This is a genomic window from Streptomyces sp. Ncost-T10-10d (assembly GCF_900091955.1).
Taxonomy (GTDB): domain Bacteria; phylum Actinomycetota; class Actinomycetes; order Streptomycetales; family Streptomycetaceae; genus Streptomyces.
The window spans coordinates 1-13,776 of record NZ_FMDF01000099.1; the positions used below are offsets into that span (position 1 = coordinate 1).

Consider the following 13,776-nt stretch of genomic DNA (forward strand, 5'->3'; position numbering starts at 1 on the left):
CGCCCTCGACAGCGTGAGCGACGCACCGCGCCTCCTCGGCCCCGCTCCCCGGGGCGACTTCCAGCTGATCGCCCGGGTGAGGGTCGGCTTCGCCGCGGCCTTCGATGCCGGAGTGCTCTACCTCCACGTCGGGGAACGGGAGTGGGCCAAGATCTGCCTGGAACTCTCCCCGGACCACCCCACCGTCTGCACGGTCGTCACCCGCGGCCACTCCGACGACGTCAACTCCTTCGTCGTGGACGGCGACAGCTGCTGGCTCCGCCTCAGCCGCACGGGGAACGCGTTCGCCTTCCACGCCTCGGCCGACGGCGAGAAGTGGACCTTCGTCCGCGTCTTCGCCCTCGGCGGGCCCGAGCAGGCGGCCGAGGCGTCGGTCGGCTTCCTGGTCCAGTCCCCGACGGGCGAGGGCTGCGAGGCGACGTTCGACCGGATCGCGTTCCGTACGACGGGACTTGAGGATCTGCGCGACGGCAGCTGACGCTCGGACGCCTTCACCGTCACCCTCGCTCTCCGGTCCGGAGGGCGAGGGTGTTCGTTTGCGGGTGTCTGGTGGTCCCTCGACTCAGGCCCCGGCCGCGTACCGCACGAAGTGCGCCCAGCCGGTGCGGGTGAGGGTCAGGTGGGGGAGGGATGTGTCTTTTGAGTCGCGGACGAGGACCGCGTGATCGGTGGTGGCGACCTCGATGCACTCGCCACCGTCGCCAGCGCTGTAGGTGCTCTTGAACCAGTTGAGCCCGTTGATCGGGGTGCGTTCGATGTTCATCGCTCTCCCAGCAACTCCTCAATCAGCGCCAGGGACTTGTGGGGACTGAGAGCCTGGCCGCGAATGCTTCCGTATCGTGCGGCCAGGATACGTACCTCTTCCGCGTCGGTGATCAGCCGGTTCACGCTCTGGACCTCGACGTAACCAACCTGCTGTCGGCCCTTGGGTGTGAGAAGGATGAACGGCCCCTCCAACGCAGTGTGGTCTTCGCAAGCCATCGGGAGCACCTGGATTGTTGTGCTGCGCAACCGCGAGAGGTGCTGCAAGTGCTTCAGCTGACCTTGACGTACGTCGTGCCCGCCCACCGCCCTGCGTAGCACGGACTCGTCAATGACCGTGCTCACCATGGGAGATGGCCATGTGGTGAGGATTTCCTGCCTTGCGAGCCGGGCGGTGGCACGCTGCTCGATCGTGGCTTCATTGAGCGGCGGCTGACGCGACATAAAGGTTGTCCTCGCGTACGCCTCTGTTTGCAGAAGTCCCGGAATGGTCAGCGTGCTGAAGAAGTTGAGCTCCACGGCCTTGCGTTCCAACTCCGCGTAGTCCTTGAACCACGCCGGGTGCTTCACCCGCGCCCGCGCCTTCGCCCGCGCCACCTCCTCCTTCGTGGCTCTCAGCAGCCCGCCCGCCTCCAGCAGGTCGTCCGCCGCGTCCAGGAACTCCGGCTGCGGTGTCCTGCGCCCCCGCTCCAGAGACCGGATCAGGTCTTCGCTGTACCCGAGCCGGTCGCCCACTTCCCGCTGAGTGAGGCCGGCCCGCTCCCGTAGCAGCCGGAGCTGGCTGCCGATCACGCGGAACAGGTCCGTGGCTCCCTCCGAGTCGTCGTCGCCACCGATCACACCGTCCAGCTCCATTGCTGCCCGCTTTCGTTCCATGGGCCGACCGCGTGCGCCGTAACGACACGGCGGACAGCCTGTACCGGTTGCCGTGCGTACTGGTACGCGCACGCTACGTACCGCTGTCGTTGCTGGTCAGCGTACGGTCACTTGGCCACGCTGAGTGGTGTGACGAGCGAATCCGTAGAGATCGAAATCCCGCAACCGGCAGCTTCCGCACCGCAGTTCACACAACTGTTCAGTGCCACCCGCCGAGGCGCCCGCCTGGCTCGCCTGCTGGCCGTGGAGCAACTGGTGGCCTGGGGATGGCCGCGTGACGGCGAGCGCACCGACGCGGCCGCGCTCGTCGTCGCCGAACTGTCGGCGAACGCGGTCACGCACGGGCGGCTGGACGGGCGGGGATTCCGCCTCGGGCTTGCTCTCCTCCCGAGCGAACGGCTGCGGATCGAGGTCACGGACCCGCGCGGCGAACACCTCCCCGCCGCGTCGCGGGAAGCCGTTGAAGGAGGCCGGGGACTGATCATCGTCGATGCCCTTGCGGCGGACTGGGGCGTACATCCGTACCCGCCGTCCGGGAAGACGGTCTGGGCAGAGGTCTTCGCGACGCGAACGGGTAGCGGATATCCGGTATTGGGCGACACCTGCCAGTGATTGCGCACTCCGCCCCGACGGTCAACGGGCCCCGGGCGGCGAGTGAGTGCACCCGCACCTCGTCGGACCGGGAAAGGTGCCCATGGTCTGCCGAGGGATTTCAGGAGCTCGCATGTTCCGTGGTTGATCCGACGATTTTCGGCCTCGATGGTGCAGTGACGGACGTGACGGCGGTCTGGAGCCGTTGGGCGGTCATGGTTTCCAGGAGGGTGGCTCGCAGTGGTGCCATGAGGCCCACGTACCGCCGCTTCGGGGCCTGTTCGCCGGTCGGTCGGGCGGGGGTGGCGACCGGGTCGGTCAGCTTGAAAACCTTGATCCGATACCAGGCATACCAGGCCAACAGCACCGGCTGTCCGGGGGCGATTTTTGGCGCACGATGCGCCACCGCGCAGTGAGGTGTACTACTAGATTGCCAACGGCACCACGTGGCCGACTATGACATGCCCCTGTCGTTCACTGCTGATGTTTTCTGACGGCCAGTCACCATGCTTGGAACTCCCGGTGCAAGCCGAGTCCAGGCAGGCTGTCGGTCCGCACCACCGCGCCCGGCCGGGCTGACAGGGCTGGACGGTCGCGGCTTTCGCAGTATTTCCCGACCTGATCCGGTTGTCCGGGGACACCCCCCATGGGGCCGGCCGAGAGTATGAGGCACGTTCTGTGAAGGTTCGTACGAGGCGGTCGAGCATTCTGATTGCCGGGGGATTAGCAGGGGTGCTGCTGACGGGTTGCGGCTCCCAGGGTGAGATCTGGCCATTCGACGAGGACAAGGGAAGGATGGTCGTCGGGATGTCCGACGGCATCCTTGCGACAGATCCGGCCGCGGGGTATGACCCAGGGTCCTGGCTGCTGTTCAACAACGTCTTCCAGTCCTTGTTGAGCTTCCCGCCCGGGAGTTCCACCCCTGTACCGGAGGCCGCCGAGGAGTGTCATTTCTCGGACGGCAGCAAGACCTACACCTGCACCCTGCGTGGCGGGTTGAAGTTCAGCAACGGCAACAGCCTCACCTCGGCGGACGTCAAGTACTCCTTCGACCGGGCGATCGAAATCAACGACCCGGCGGGCCCGGCGCCGCTGCTCTCCACCATCTCGTCGATCAGCACCCCGAGCGAGAAGACCGTCGTCTTCCACCTCAAGGTGCCCGATGCGATATTTCCCAGCAAGATCGCATCGGGTGCCGGTTCCATCGTGGACCGTCACGTCTACCCCAAGGACAGGCTGCTCAAGGGCGGCAAAACGGTTGGCTCCGGTCCCTACATGCTGGACTCCATCGACAAGTCGAAGGCCGTCTTCTCCGTCTACTCCGGCTACCACGGAACCGCCGAGGTGAAGAACTCCGGCGTGACGCTGCGACTCTTCCAGGGCGACCAGCAGGCCCTCAAATCCTCCCTGGAGAAGGGCGAGGTCGACGTCGCATACCGTGGCCTCACCGCCAAGGCGATAGCCGCCCTGGATGCCTCGCCCACCGCGGGGAAGGACGGCATCGACGTGGTCCAGGGCAGCAGCGCCGAGGTCCAGCACATGGTCTTCAACATGGCCGACCCCGTGGTCGGCAAGATCGGCGTGCGCAAGGCCATCGCCTATCTCCTCGACCGCAACGCACTGTTGAGCGAGGTCTACGAGTCCACGGCGGCGCCGCTCTACTCGATCGTCCCGGTCGGCATCACGGGCCACGGCACCTCCTTCTTCGACATGTACGGCGACGGCCCGCAGCCGCAGAAGGCGAAGGACGCCCTGAGGGACTCCGGTATCACCCGCAAGGTGAAACTCACCCTCTGGTCCACCCCGAGCCGTTATGGACCCGCTACCGACGACGAACTGCGGACCATCGCCGATCAGCTGAACAAGAGCGGACTCTTCGACGCCAGGATGGAGACTGTCCCGTTCGACCAGTACGAGAAGGACATCGCCGACGGCGTGTACGGCGTCTACGTCAAGGGATGGGTGCCGGACTATCCCGACCCCGACAACTTCACCCAGCCGTTCTTCGGTAAGGGCAACGTCCTGTCGAACCATTACGAGAACGGCGAGATAACCGATCGGATCATCCCGCAGACCTCGTCCATGACCGACCGCGCGAACACCCGGCAGAAGTTCATCGAGCTGCAGGACATCGTGGCACGCGAGCTGCCGCTCCTGCCGCTCTGGCAGGGCAAGCAGTACGCAGTCGCCCACGAGAACGTCCGGGGGCTGCAGAACTGCCTGGACACATCGACTGTCTTCCGGTTCTGGGAACTCAACACCGCGTATTAGGCACTGAGCCCCGGCAGTCCCCGTGACCGCCGGGGTTCTTCCGCGCCCGCGCTCGGGGCGAGCGGGGCGAGGCGGCCCAGCGCGGTCGGAGTGAGCAGGAGCGCTTGCGCCGGCGAGCTGTGCAGACCCTGTGCGGGGTCGGGCCCGGCCCAGTACGCGCCGTTCCGGCATTCTCGACGCTCCCGGCAGCTCAGTCGCTGTCCTTCGACGGGGCGGCCGGCCCGCCACGTGCCAGCCGGGTCGTTGCCAGTGCCGTCAGCGTCAGCAGTGCGGCGCTGATCGCCAGGCTCGTCCGGAGGCCGTCCTCGAAGCCGGTCGCGACCAGGGCGCCGAACGCCGCCACGCCCAGGCCGCCGGAGACCTGGCGGGCGGCGTTCAGGACGCCCGCGGCGACACCGGCCCGGTCCGTCGGCACGGCCTCCATCATGGCCGCGGTCAGTGGTGGCAGAGCCAGGCCCGCGCCCAGGGCCAGCGGCACGAGGAGCATGGACGTCAGGACCAGCGACGTGTCCGTGTCGACGAGCTGCAGGAGCAACAGGCCGCCGACCGCGAGCAGTTGACCGGTCAGCATCGGCAGCCGGGGGCCGTGACGGTTGGCCAGCCTGCCCGACAGCACGTTCACCACCACGAGCAGTCCGGTCATCGGCAGGAACATCAGGCCCGCGGCCAGCGCCGACTGGTCGCGCACCTGCTGGAAGAAGAGGCTGAAGACAAAGATCATTCCGTAGAAAGCGACGCTCAGCGCGGAACCGGCCGTCACCGCCATCGCCACCGTCCGGTTACGGAACAGGCCCAGCGGTACCACCGGATGCGGGTGGCGCGACTCGATGCGGAGGAATGCGGCCAGCGACAGCACCGCCACCCCGAGCGCCACCAGGGCCAGGGTTCCGTGCTCGATCATCGCGAAGGCCAGCGCGGCCAGTGCGAGTACGGCGGTCAGCTGGCCCGGCAGGTCCAGCGGCGCGGGACGGCGGGCCGAGCGGGGTGCGCGGAACGTCAGCGCGAGGGCGATCAGACCCACCGGCAGATTGATGAAGAAGATGGCCCGCCAGTCCCAGGCCGTGGTCAGCGCACCGCCCGCGACGGGGCCCAGCGCCGCCGCCGTCGTGCCGCCCGCCGCCCACAGTGACACCGCACGGCCGCGCTGCGCGGGATCGGCGTACGCCTGCCGCACCAGGGCGAGCGTCGTCGGCAGTACGACCGCCGCCGCGATGCCCTGCACCACTCGGAAGCCGATCAGCGCCGGGAGGTTCGGGGCCAGGCCGCAGGCGACGGACGCCAGCGTGAACAGGGCTATCCCGGCGGTGTACGCACGGGTCGCGCCGATCCGGTCCGAGAACGCGCCCGTCGACAGCAGCAGTGCGGCGAAGGCGATCGTGTACGCGTCGACCACCCATTGCAGCCCCGCCATCCCGCCGCCGAGGTCCGAGCCCATCGACGGGAGCGCCACATTCACCACCGACGCGTCCAGCATGATCAGCGCGAAGCCGAGCAGGGAGGCCACCAGGGACAGGGCGGGGGAGGGGCTCTGCGCGCGTCGGCCGCGGGGCAAATCGACGGCGGAATCCGGTGCTTGGACAAGGTTCTCTGCTGGCATGTGTCAAGCCTGGCGATCGACCCCGGCGTACAGTAGTGGCCTGAATGCCATACCTCCGGAGGTTCTGGCCATGTCACCTGTGCACCGTGTCGTCGTCATCTCGACGCCGCCCGTGTCGATGTTCAACATCGCCATCCCCGAGATGCTGTTCAGCAAGGTCGAGATCGACGGCGCCCCGGGATACGAGACGCTCTTCTGCACCGCGGAACCCGGTCCCGTCCGCACCAGCAGCGGACTCGACGTGCACATCCCGCACGGGCTGGACGTCATCGACACCGCGGACACCGTGATCATCGCCGGTGCGGGCTCCCGCGAGGAGCCCGATCCGCGTATCCTCGCCGCGCTGCGCAGGGCCGCCGCCGACGGCAAGCGCATCGCCTCCATCTGCACCGGCGCCTTCGCCCTCGCCGAGGCGGGGCTGCTCGACGGGCGCGCCGCCACCACCTACTGGACGTACACCGGTGAACTCGGCGACCGCTACCCCTGCGTCGATCTCCAGAAGGACGTCCTCTTCGTCCAGGACGGCACGGTCCTCACCTCGTCCGGCTACGCCGCCGGGATCGATCTCTGCCTCCACATCATCCGTACCGACTACGGCGCGGCCGTCGCCAACGGCGTCGCCCGCCTCACCCTCGTCGCTCCCGTACGGCCCGGTGGGCAGACGCAGTTCACCGACACCCCGCTGCCGCCCGAGCGCGGCGTCTCCTTCGCCTGCACCCGTGCCTGGGCGATGCAGCACCTCGACGAACCGCTGACCCTCACCGACCTGGCCCGCAACGCGGACGTCTCCGTACGGACGCTCTCGCGCCGCTTCCATGCCGAGACCGGACTCAGCCCCCTCCAGTGGCTGCTCCACCAGCGCATCGAGCGGGCCCGCGAACTGCTGGAGACCACCACCCTCCCCATGGACCGGGTCGCACGCGCCAGCGGCCTCGGTACCGCCGACTCGATGCGCCAGCACATCCAGCGCCGCCTCGGCGTCACCCCGAGCGCGTACCGTGCTTCTTTCAGCAGGCTGACCGCGACCCCGGTCGCGGCGGCCACGGTCCGATCCGGCCCGGGGCGGGTTCGGGCGTAGGGCGTCGGAGGCAGGACATGCGACGTGTGGTGCGGGGCTTCTGGGGGCCCCGGGAAGAATCCGCCGAGGCGCTGACCCGGCGATGGAAGCTCACCCTGGACCGGCTTGCCGAGATCCTTCCCGTGGGCGGCTCGGGAGCTGTGTGGACGTGGCGGCAGATCCAGTCGGCCGGGCCCGCCACTGATCTCGCGCCGGACGAGGACTCTCTCCTCGCCGCTCTGCGCGCGGCCCGGGATGCCGACGGCTGGTCGGACCGTGTCGGGTTCGGACTGCGACTCGTCCTCGCGGGCGAGCCGGGCTGGGAGACCGAGGTCAGCGGGAACGGGGGCGGCGCCTCGGAGTTCCTTCTCCAGTCGATGGTGATCGGTATCGGATCGCCGGACAACGCCGAGATCTCCGACGTGAGTCTCCTTGCTGCTGTCGCCGAGGCATGGGAGCCCGACTTCGGCGACGTCACCGACGACGATGTGCTCGACGCCCTGGAGGGCGATGCGGGTTTCGTTGTCGGTGAGCCCTGCGTCGGCCGGGCCGGCTATCTTTCCCCGGCGCGCGCGGCCCTGCTGCCGGAGGGCATGACGGCCGGTCGCAAGGAGCTCCGCGTCGGAGGCGTACTCCTCGACATCGCTCCGCAAGGCAATGTGCAGGACGTACTGCAGGCCTACCTGCGGCTGCGCGACGCCGGTGCGCTGCAGCCGCTGCCGTGCCCGATGGACCGGTCCGTGCTGTGACCGTCCGGAACGACGGGGCGGCCGGGTTGCCGTACAGGAGACAGAAGACGGCCCCTGGCCGGCGGTGACTCCGGCCAGGGGCTCCTTCCCGCGATCAGCCTGTGTCAGCCGTCGGACTCCGCCGACGGGATGTAGGCGCCCGGCACGTCCTCCGGCGCGAAGATCTTGTCCTCGCCGGGGTACGGCTTCGACCACTCGTGCGTCTGGTACCACGTGAAGTGGTTCATCTGCGCGGGGTTCGCGAAGTCCGGCTTGGCGTTCGGCCCGGTCAGCCGCTGCTTCGACTTCCAGGTGTCCCACTTCGCCGCGAGCGCCTGCTTGGCGGCCGGCACCTTCGCCGACGGCACAGGTGCCGCGCTCGGGTTCGGCGGCGCCGGGGTGTCCAGGCCACAGGACGGCGCGGTCTTCAGACCGTCGGTCAGCGACGTCCGGTTGGGCAGCGCCTTGAACGGTGTGTAGTCCGGCTTGTTGGTGAAGGCCGCACGCATCGGGGTGGCCGCGCTGTCCTTCTGGTTCATCGGGTGGACCCCGAGGATCTGCTCGATGGTGCGGATCATCGTGATCTGCGAGTAGTAGTGGCTGTCCACGGTGCCGTGCCGGGCCCAGGGGCTGATGATCTGAACCGGGGCACGGTGGCCGTCGACGTGGTCGAGGCCGGCCTGGGAGTCGTCCTCGACCACGAAGATCGCGGAGTCCTTCCAGTACTTGCTGTGCGAGATCTCGTCGACGATCCTGCCGGTGGCGAGGTCGTTGTCCGCGACCTGGGCGGGCGAGTTCGCCGGACCGCCGGTGTGGTCGCTGGAGAGCCAGAACATGTTCAGGTTCGCCGGCCCGTTCTTCTCGAAGTCACGCTTCCAGATCTCGGCCCGGTAGACGTCCGGGACGCTGGTGTCGAACTTCGGGAAGCCGTGCACCGACACGTCGTTGAGCGACGGGATCGGCGACGACGAGTTCAGGGTGTAGGCGGTGTCCTGGCCGGTCGCCGCCATGTTCTTGCTGTCGCAGTACAGGTTCTGCCAGCTCGCGCCCGACGGCTTGGTCAGGAACTGCTGGAACTCGCCGAAGTTCCGCACGGTCTTGCCGGCCGCCTGCGCGCCGGTCCAGATGAAACCGGTCCGCTGGTGGCCGAGCGCGTCGTCCTCGGTGTCGTAACTGCGCGCGTACTCACCGGCCGAGGACTCGGTGTACTCCGGGTTGTCGGCCTGCATCAGCCAGTTGTGGCCCTCGGCGGAGTTCGTGCCGATGTCGTACGTGTTGTCGTACAGGCCGAACTGCTTCGCCAGCGCGTGCTGGTTCGGCGTCACGTTCTCGCCGAACTCCGCGAGCGACGGGTCGCCGTTGCCCTCGGGAACGTCACCGAAGACCTGGTCGTAGGTCCGGTTCTCCTTGACGAGCAGGAAGACGTGCTTGATCGTCGAGGGGTCGCCGATCCGGTTCGGGACGGCCACCGCCTTCGCCTTCTTGCCCTTCGCCAGCTTGACCGAGTTGCCGGTCCAGCCGTTCTGCTCGAAGACCTTGGGCGTCTGGGACCTGACGACGCTGTCGTCCGGCAGCGTGAACCGCGTCAGGCTGGACGTCGTGTCGTGGGTGGCTTGCCCGGCCTTGCTGGTGGGGCGACGTGCGTCGATACCACGGGTGTTGGAGACGACGACCTGCTTGCCGACGGTGGCGATCTCCGCGGGGAAGTAGTCCGTCGGCAGCAGACCGACGTAGCTGACCGGCTCCTGCGGGGTGGTGTACCGGTAGACGGCGACCGCGTTGGCGCGACCGAGCGTCACCAGCAGGTGACCGTCGTCGGTGAGCGTCACCGCGTCGGGCTCGTAGCCCACGGACGCTTCCGGCCACGGCTGGGTGGAGATGGTCTGGACGACCTTGTCGGTGGCGGTGTTGATCACCGACACGTCGTTGGTGGCCGTGTTGGTGACGAACAGCGCGCCCTTCTTGGCATACAGCGCGGTCGGGTGGAGGCCGACGTCGATGCTCCCGGGGGCGGCGGACGGGTTCGCCAGGTCGATGACGCTGACCGTGCCGGTGGTGGTGGCAGCGGTCTTCGGGTCGGCCGGCACCTGGGTGCCGTACGAGTTGATGGTGGTGTCGCCGGCCTTCGCCGGACGCCCGCCCTCGTTGCTGACGTACAGCTTGGAGCCGACCACGGTCATGTCGCGCGGGGCGTTGCCCACGGACCAGCTCTGCTTGATGGCCCCGGTCGCCGCGTCGATGGCGACCACCCGGTTCTGGCCGTTGACCGCGGAGTACACGGTGGAGCCGTCGGACGAGAACACGGCCTCGCCGACCAGCGCGTGCTTGGCGCCGTCCGCCGGGATGTTGACGGACGTCGGGTTGGCGACGCTGCCGTCGGCGTTCACGGTGAACCGGGTGTAGCCGTCGGTCTGGCCGAGCCACAGCTGGGAACCGTCGGGCGAGTACGTGGGGCCTTCCTGGCCCACGCTGTTGTTGCTGATGCGCGGGGTCGACGACGCGGCGTTGCTGACGAGCTGCTGCACCTTCCAGCTGTTGAGGTCCACGATGGACAGCGCCGCACCGCCGTCGGTGACCGCGGCGGCAAGGTGCGTGCCGTCCGGGCTGACCGAGGACGACATGATCTTGCCGTTGTTGATGACGAGACGGTCACCGTACGGGGCGATGTACTGGTCGCTGGAGATGACCTGGCCCCGATCGGTGGTCTGGCCGACCTGATCGGTGCCGAACTGGTGCGTCTGGGCAAAGGCGGTGCCGGTGGCGGCCAGGGCGACAGCGGTGACGCATGCGGTTACGAGCGTGGGCCGGCGGCCGACGCTCCTGCCGAGAAAGGTGAAATGCTCCTTCTCGACACGCCGACGGCGGCGTGTTACCTGCATGGAGTTATCCCTTCGGAGTGGCGTTGAGCAGTTGGACGTTGCCGTCGAACTGCCAGAGTGGGTTCGGTGTGTCCCCGGTCGGGGTGCGCACCAGGAAGTAGCCGTTCACTTCCTTCGGCCCGTCGCCATCGGCGACGAACCGCCCGTCTGAGGTGGCGTCGAGCTGGTAGACGGCCGTTCCTGCGGCCTCGACACCGGGGAGGTGCCAGGTGACGACGCAACGCCAGTCGTTGCCCGGCCCATGGGCGGCGACCTGGCCTGCGCCCTTGTTGCACGCCGCCGTGACCCGCAGCTGCGCCTCGGTGACGTCGGGGCGGTTGAGCTGCTTGGCCTGGATGCGGTAGAGGTGGGCGAATGCCGTGGCGACCGACCGCTGCACCTTGTCCTGCTCGATTCCGGAGCCCATTGACGGCGTCGCCACTGCGACGACCGCGACCGTGAGGACGCCCAGTCCGGCCAGCGGCAGGAGTCCGGTGGTGATGGCGCGGCGCGCGGTGCCGTCGTGGTTCAGGTTGGTGAAGTCGCGCCGCAGGAAAAGGAGGTAGGCCAGCGCTGTTGCGATCACGGCCCACACCAGACTGACCGCGATGCCGATCAGGAGCGGGCCGACCTGTGCCGGGCTGGTGAACAGACCGTTCCAGGCGATGAAGGCGTAGCCGGGCAGGGCGAGGCGTACCGCCACGGGCAGCGGCAGCATCTGGGCGAGCTGCATCACGAGCGCGACGAGCGCGGGCAGCAGCAGCCCCATCGGGGACCGCCCCAGCGCGACCGACCCGAGTAGTCCGATCGCGGCGAGGGCCACCGTCGGGGCGAGCACGCACACCCAGGCGAGGAGGACCCCACCGGCGGACTCCGACAGCGTCAACAAGTGGCCGTCGAGTCCGACCAGCGGCTGATTGCCGACCGCCAGGACCCCACCGACAGCGCTGGAACACGCCATCCCCGCCACGAGCAGCAGGATGACGGTGAGGCTGGCCAGTGCCTTCGCCACGAAGATCCGCCGGGGCGACCGGACCGCCACCAGCAGGTGGCGCCAGGTGCCGAGCCGGTCCTCGGAGGCGAACACGTCGCCGGCGACCAGCGAGGTCAGCAGCGGGAGCGCCCAGGTGCCCGCGAAGCCGAGCACCACCAGCGATCCGGCCCACCCGGTGGTGAGCATCCAGCGACCGAAGAGTGTGTCGGAGGGGAGCGAGCTCTGCTGGCTCACTGCGGCGACGAAGAGCGCGGGCGCGATCCAGCAGGTGAGAACCAGCAGACGGATACGCCACTGCGAGACCAGTTTGACCAGCTCGAAGCGGTAGCTGCGTGCCACCGAAACGGGGTGGACCTCGGCAACGGCAACGTTGTCGTCAGCAATGGTCGCGGTCATCGGCCGGCCTCCTGCTGCTCGGTGAGGGCAAGGAACGCGGCCTCGAGCGGTGACACCACGGGGGCGAGCTCACGCACCGCGATGCCCCCGTGTACGAGCCGCACGACCAGTTGGTCGAGGGCGGGCACCAGCGCGCGCACGACGAGCACCTCGGCGCCGTGCCATGCGCCGACGTCGTCGACGACGCCGATGCCGGCCATGTCGGCAGCCAGCTCGCGGGCGGCCTGCGGGTCCGAGGTGAGCAGCCGGTAGTCGAGTTCACGGTTCTCGGCGGCCAGCTTGCTCAACGGACCGGTGAAGACGACCCGTCCGGTGGCGAGGATGGTGACCTCGGAGCACAGTGCCTCGAGGTCGTCCATGCGGTGGCTCGAGAGCACGACGCTGGTTCCGTCCGCCGCGAGCCGGGTGAGGACACCGTGGACGTGCTTCTTCCCGGCCGGGTCGAGGCCGTTGGAGGGTTCGTCGAGCACGAGCAGCCGGGGCTTGGTGAGCAGGGCGGCGGCGAGCCCGAGCCGCTGACGCATGCCGAGGGAGAAGCCGCGGGCCCGGTCGTCGGCGACGTCGGTGAGCCCGACCTGGTGGAGCACGTCATCGATCCCCGTCGTCCGCGCGTCGCGGCCGCGGAGAGCGGCCAGCGCGGCGAGGTTCTGCCTGGCGGTGAGCGAGGGGTAGAGACCGGGCCCGTCCACGAAGCCGGCGACACCGTCGGGAGCGGTGAGCGACCGACCCACCGGCCTGCCCAGGATCTCGAGGCGACCGCGGTCGGCGACGGCCAGGCCCAACAGGAGTCCGAGCAAGGTCGTCTTGCCGGCACCGTTCGGTCCGACCAGGCCGTGGATCTGACCCTGCGCCACGTCCAGATCGATGCCGTCGAGTGCGACGACATCGCCGAAACATTTCGTGATCCCGCGAGCCCGGGTTGCGAAGCGTGTGTCCATGAACCCCTCCTTTCGAAACCTCCAGAGACCTTAGGGACGGCGCACCACGCCGACAGGGACGACCGATTGAACGTTCATGGAACGGGAGACGACTGGCATCCGCTGTGCCGGTATCGAGCCCATAGCCGTCGAAATTTCGCCCGGCACCCGTCGTTGGCCGGATCGCGGAGCACACCGGGCCATCAGGTACGTGCGATCGTGAGCATCGCCGCCGGTTGGATCGTGATCACGACAAGGCGTCGGCAAGTCGCTGCGCATGAAGTGGGTGGCATCGAGCCGGACTTGGGCCACATCTGGATGCAGCGACTCCGTACGAAGTGCCGTGCCCGCAATCCGGTGCGCTCCAGGCACGAAGCGTGCCCGCGGCGCACTGTGCAGGCACTGCACCAGTGTCGAAGGCGGCTGGTTCGGCAACACCCCTGATCTACAGGGGCACTTGCATGCCCACCGCGAGATCCCGCACGCAGGCGAACAGCAGACCATGCCGCCCTCGTGCGGTCCGCCGCGCGGGACGGCGCGGCGGGACGGCCGGGCGCGCGGGGGCCGGCACCGCTGCCGGCCGGCACGGTCGTGGGGAGCGTGACGCCGGTGAATCAGGGCCTGTCTCCGGTTGTGATCGCAATCGGCGGAATGTCCCCTCGCCGGAGCAGGAGGAGGATCAGGAGTGAGTCACGTCACATCTCTCGCATCCGGGTGTGGGAGTGCGGG

At 68.6% G+C, this 13,776-nt stretch carries 11 protein-coding genes; 5 read left to right on the top strand and 6 right to left on the bottom strand.

What is annotated here, in order from left to right; genetic code table 11:
• The coding region (locus GA0115254_RS14560; protein WP_107451333.1) for a DUF1349 domain-containing protein at positions 1 to 478 on the top strand (478 nt) is incomplete at its 5' end.
• Between the two features lie 84 nt (positions 479 to 562).
• Here the strand turns inward: GA0115254_RS14560 and GA0115254_RS14565 are convergent.
• Complete coding sequence (locus GA0115254_RS14565; RefSeq protein WP_093895696.1) at positions 563 to 763, bottom strand: DUF397 domain-containing protein; 201 nt, start codon at positions 761 to 763, stop codon at positions 563 to 565.
• Positions 760 to 1,638, bottom strand: coding sequence for a helix-turn-helix domain-containing protein (locus tag GA0115254_RS14570; protein WP_256102580.1), 879 nt, complete (start codon positions 1,636 to 1,638; stop codon positions 760 to 762). The genes GA0115254_RS14565 and GA0115254_RS14570 overlap by 4 nt, the downstream gene beginning before the upstream one ends.
• Before the next feature lie 129 nt (positions 1,639 to 1,767).
• Between GA0115254_RS14570 and GA0115254_RS14575 the strand changes: the two genes are divergently transcribed.
• Positions 1,768 to 2,250 (top strand): ATP-binding protein, encoded by a 483-nt coding sequence (locus tag GA0115254_RS14575; RefSeq protein ID WP_093895698.1) that lies wholly within the window; start codon positions 1,768 to 1,770, stop codon positions 2,248 to 2,250.
• Positions 2,251 to 2,907: 657 nt separating this feature from the next.
• Positions 2,908 to 4,500 carry an ABC transporter substrate-binding protein gene (locus GA0115254_RS14585; RefSeq protein WP_093895700.1) on the top strand — a complete coding sequence of 531 codons (1,593 nt, stop codon included), beginning with the start codon at positions 2,908 to 2,910 and terminating at the stop codon, positions 4,498 to 4,500.
• Positions 4,501 to 4,690: 190 nt separating this feature from the next.
• On the opposite strand, the gene GA0115254_RS14590 is transcribed toward GA0115254_RS14585, so the two are convergent.
• Positions 4,691 to 6,097, bottom strand: coding sequence for an MFS transporter (locus tag GA0115254_RS14590; protein WP_093895701.1), 1,407 nt, complete (start codon positions 6,095 to 6,097; stop codon positions 4,691 to 4,693).
• Positions 6,098 to 6,167: 70 nt separating this feature from the next.
• Here GA0115254_RS14590 and GA0115254_RS14595 point away from each other — a divergent pair, with 70 nt between their 5' ends.
• Both GA0115254_RS14595 and GA0115254_RS14600 read left to right on the top strand, forming a co-directional pair.
• A complete protein-coding gene (locus tag GA0115254_RS14595) occupies positions 6,168 to 7,175 on the top strand; it encodes a GlxA family transcriptional regulator (RefSeq protein ID WP_093895702.1) in 1,008 nt (335 codons plus the stop codon).
• A gap of 17 nt (positions 7,176 to 7,192) precedes the next feature.
• The gene (locus GA0115254_RS14600; RefSeq protein WP_093895703.1) at positions 7,193 to 7,903 is read left to right on the top strand and encodes a hypothetical protein; all 711 of its coding nucleotides are present in this window, start codon (positions 7,193 to 7,195) and stop codon (positions 7,901 to 7,903) included.
• A 104-nt stretch (positions 7,904 to 8,007) separates the two neighbouring features.
• Here the strand turns inward: GA0115254_RS14600 and GA0115254_RS14605 are convergent, their stop codons facing one another.
• Genes GA0115254_RS14605 through GA0115254_RS14615 form a run of 3 tightly spaced genes read right to left on the bottom strand, consistent with a single transcriptional unit; the run spans position 8,008 to position 13,068 of the window.
• A complete protein-coding gene (locus GA0115254_RS14605) occupies positions 8,008 to 10,761 on the bottom strand; it encodes a bifunctional YncE family protein/alkaline phosphatase family protein (protein ID WP_093895704.1) in 2,754 nt (917 codons plus the stop codon).
• 4 nt (positions 10,762 to 10,765) lie between these two features.
• Positions 10,766 to 12,130: an ABC transporter permease gene (locus GA0115254_RS14610; protein WP_093895705.1), complete on the bottom strand. Its 1,365-nt coding sequence runs from the start codon at positions 12,128 to 12,130 to the stop codon at positions 10,766 to 10,768.
• On the bottom strand, positions 12,127 to 13,068 hold the full coding sequence (locus tag GA0115254_RS14615; protein WP_093895706.1) for an ABC transporter ATP-binding protein: 942 nt from the start codon (positions 13,066 to 13,068) through the stop codon (positions 12,127 to 12,129). Before GA0115254_RS14615 ends, GA0115254_RS14610 begins: the two co-directional genes overlap by 4 nt.
• Between the last annotated feature and the right edge of the window lie 708 nt (positions 13,069 to 13,776).